This window comes from Paenibacillus sp. P4_E11 (genome assembly GCF_056401635.1).
The window spans coordinates 1-3,220 of the sequence record NZ_JBFUIX010000274.1 but is presented as its reverse complement, the minus strand read 5'-3'; the positions used below and the strand labels follow the sequence as shown (position 1 = coordinate 3,220).

4 protein-coding genes are annotated in these 3,220 nt (G+C 49.4%); all 4 read left to right on the top strand.

Annotation, left to right across the window (positions count from 1 at the left end):
* The first annotated feature begins 42 nt into the window (after positions 1–42).
* Positions 43–276, top strand: a complete 234-nt coding sequence (locus AC1DWB_RS32690) for a twin-arginine translocase TatA/TatE family subunit (RefSeq protein WP_477545271.1) — start codon at positions 43–45, stop codon at positions 274–276.
* Positions 277–442: 166 nt separating this feature from the next.
* Positions 443–1,681, top strand: a complete 1,239-nt coding sequence (locus AC1DWB_RS32685; RefSeq protein WP_477545270.1) for a DUF445 domain-containing protein — start codon at positions 443–445, stop codon at positions 1,679–1,681.
* Positions 1,682–1,862: 181 nt separating this feature from the next.
* Positions 1,863–2,660, top strand: a complete 798-nt coding sequence (locus AC1DWB_RS32680; RefSeq protein WP_477545269.1) for an arylamine N-acetyltransferase family protein — start codon at positions 1,863–1,865, stop codon at positions 2,658–2,660.
* Between the two features lie 38 nt (positions 2,661–2,698).
* Positions 2,699–3,220 (top strand): TIR domain-containing protein (locus AC1DWB_RS32675; RefSeq protein ID WP_477545268.1); only part of this gene is annotated, 522 nt, incomplete at its 3' end.

The window sequence follows — 3,220 nt, the reverse complement described above, 5'->3', positions numbered from 1 at the left end:
GGGGGAGAATCGAATCATTCCATAGATCGGAAGTGTTAATTCATGCTAGAGAATATCGGTGCTAGCGGATTTATTATGATCATATTGATTGCCTTGCTTCTATTCGGCCCGAGCAAGCTGCCTGAGTTGGGGCGTGCGGCTGGCAGCACGATCCGCGAATTCAAACGAGCGGCAAGCGGCATCCTGGCGGATGATGAGCAAGAGAAGAAGCAGGTAGTTAAGCAAGATCCGCCTCAAGAAGAAAGAATCAACCGCGGTAGTAATTTGCCCGATTAAGCTTATGTACGGCTGCTCATTCCATACTGGATGGGCGGCTGTTTTTATGTTCGGGTTGTTAGACAGGATGAAAAGCAGTATGATTCGAATCCGGATTGCGGGTATAATAGATGAAACTGTCATCTAAGCTGACAATCATTTCTAACGGGAAGGTAGAGCCATACATATGAATTCCAAATATTTGGCAAGTTTATCGTTGGCTGTAATGGCTTGCGGATTTATCGTTACTTTATTTTTACCCGAGAATACGCTCACGTTGTTGTTAAAAGGTGGATTCGAAGCAGGATTAGTGGGGGGCATTGCCGATTGGTTCGCCGTGACCGCTCTATTCCGCCATCCGCTAGGCATTCCGATTCCGCATACTTCTCTTCTGCTGCGCAACAAGGATCGTATCGTTCAATCCCTGGTATCGGCCATGGAGAACGAATTGCTGAACAAGCAGAGTATCGAGAGCAAGCTGCGGAAGTGGAATGTGCTGCGAGCTGTAACGTCTATGTTTACCAAACTGATCGGTAAGAAGCAGATCAGAAGCAGCATTGCCGGCCTGTTGATTGGATTCGTCGAGCGTCTCCCCTTGGAGAAAATCATGCCAATGATCCAGTCCGGTCTTATTGCAGTAGTACGACGGGCAAATTGGAAGCAAGCTGCGGATACGGTCATTACGAAAGTATTGACAGAGGGATACGATGCGAAGGCACTAGACTATGCTCTTCGGGAAGCTTCCGTATGGGCTGTGCGCCCTGATACACAAGCGATGTTGGGGCGGATCGCAACGGAGAAGCTGAATGAAGTCAAGATGGGCGGCTTCATGGGCTTTGCAATCCAGGCTTTTGCCGGGTTCATGGACGATGAGAAGATGGGGGGCCTGCTCCAGAACATGCTCATTTCAGCCATCCGAGATTTGCAGAATGCTGACAATCCGCATCGGGAATCGTTGCTGAGGGAAGTACGAGTTCAATTGTTCCAATTGGCGGACGATGAATCGAAGATGGAGCAAGTGAAGGATTGGGCCGTTAAGCTCACAGAAGGCGAGACGGGAGAAACGTTCATTCGTGAACAATTGGAGCGGCTTCGTAATCTGTTGCTGGACAAGCTCGAAGAAGAGCGAGCGAATGGCGGCCGTCTGCTATTTCGTGCATACGCTTCGATCATCAGAAATTTAAGTCAAGATCCAGAAAAGGTCCAAGCGTGGGAAAGTCGAATTTCCTCCTACATCATCCAGTTAGTAGAGGCGAATCATTATCGAATCGGCCAACTGGTGAAAGAAAATGTCGATCAGATGGATGACGCTTCCCTCGTGCAAATGTTGGAAGAAAAAGTAGGCAAAGATTTGCAATGGATTCGGGTAAATGGCGCGTTGTGCGGTTTTATTGTCGGCATCGTGCTCTCCGTGATCCAATTGTAGACTTGAGCTGAAAACTAAATAGAACTCATATGCCAAGGACCTCTGGAGTCATCTGCTCCAGAGGTCCTTGGCATATGATCTAGGAAACCGTTGTGGAATGGATTGTATAGTGTGAGGCAGGGATTTAACGATAGACGTCGAATAAAAATTACCTTAAACCTGATTCGAAGGAGATTCAGTCATGACTACTAATCACGACAACCTGAAACCTGAAGTTAGCGCTTACCTCGACCGCATCGGGTATGATGGACCGGTCGATGGAAGCCTAACTTGCTTGTCTCGCTTGCAGGAATGCCATCTGCATACCGTCCCATATGAGAATTTCGATATATTGCATGGGGTACCCCTATCGCTAGATATTCTCCATCTCCATGCCAAGATCGTTGAGCGCCGGAGGGGCGGATTCTGCTTCGAGTTGAACGCCCTCTTCGGGTGGCTGCTTCAAGAGCTTGGCTATGAGGTGACGAGTCTGATGGCCCGTTTCTGGCGTGATGAACCGAATCCACCTCCGAAGCGGCGTCATCAAGTACTGCGCGTACATATTGCCGGCCGTAACTACTTATGCGATGTCGGAGTTGGTGGTATAGTTCCGCGTTCCCCGATCGAAATGCAGGAAGGGCTTGAGCAACAGCAAGGAGAGGAATGTTACCGACTGGATCGCGATCCTTACTTCGGTTGGCTGCTCTGTGAGCAGAAGCATGGCGAGTGGCAGCGCATCTATTCCTTCACAGAAGAACCGCAGCTGGCACAAGACTTCTTAATGCCTTCCTACTGGTGTGAACACGCACCGGATTCGATCTTTCGACGGAATCCGATGGTCGCGATTCGCACTTCGGAAGGCCGTAACACGATCGCTGCCGGAGAGTTTCGAATCTTTACCGCTACTGGAGTACGCACATTCACCCCGCAGACGCAAGAGGAGTACAATGAAGCTTTGCGTACGCATTTCGGAATCGTCATAAGCCCGGAATCGAAGTGAATGGTTCAACCTGATCAAGTATGGAAGGAGGACCGATAGTGGATAAACCGCGAGTATTCATCGGTTCGTCCAGAGAATCCATCGAGTTGGTCAATGCCGTACACGAGCTGCTTCATTATGTGGCAGAAGTTACRCCTTGGCCGACGGCGTTCGCAGCCAATCATTACCCGATGGAGGACTTGGAGATACAGGTGGAGGCGAATGACTTCGCCGTCTTCATCTTTTCACCCGACGATGTAGTCACGATGCGTGAGAAAGTATATCTAGCTCCTAGAGACAACAGCATGTTTGAATTGGGCATGTTCTGGGGACGGTTGAAGCGCCAGAGGGTGTTTTTCATCGTACCGTCTGCCATCGAGCAGGTGAGAAATACGATTCGGATCGATGATTTCCATATTCCTTCCGATCTGAGCGGATTGACTTTGTTGAAGTATGAAGTTAGGGCGGATCGCAATTATCGTGCTGCGGTGAATGTTGCCTGCTCCCACATCCTTACTTGTATCGAAGCGCTTGGTAAACGGTCTGATCCTATCGCTGAATTGGCACACACCGAACAGCAG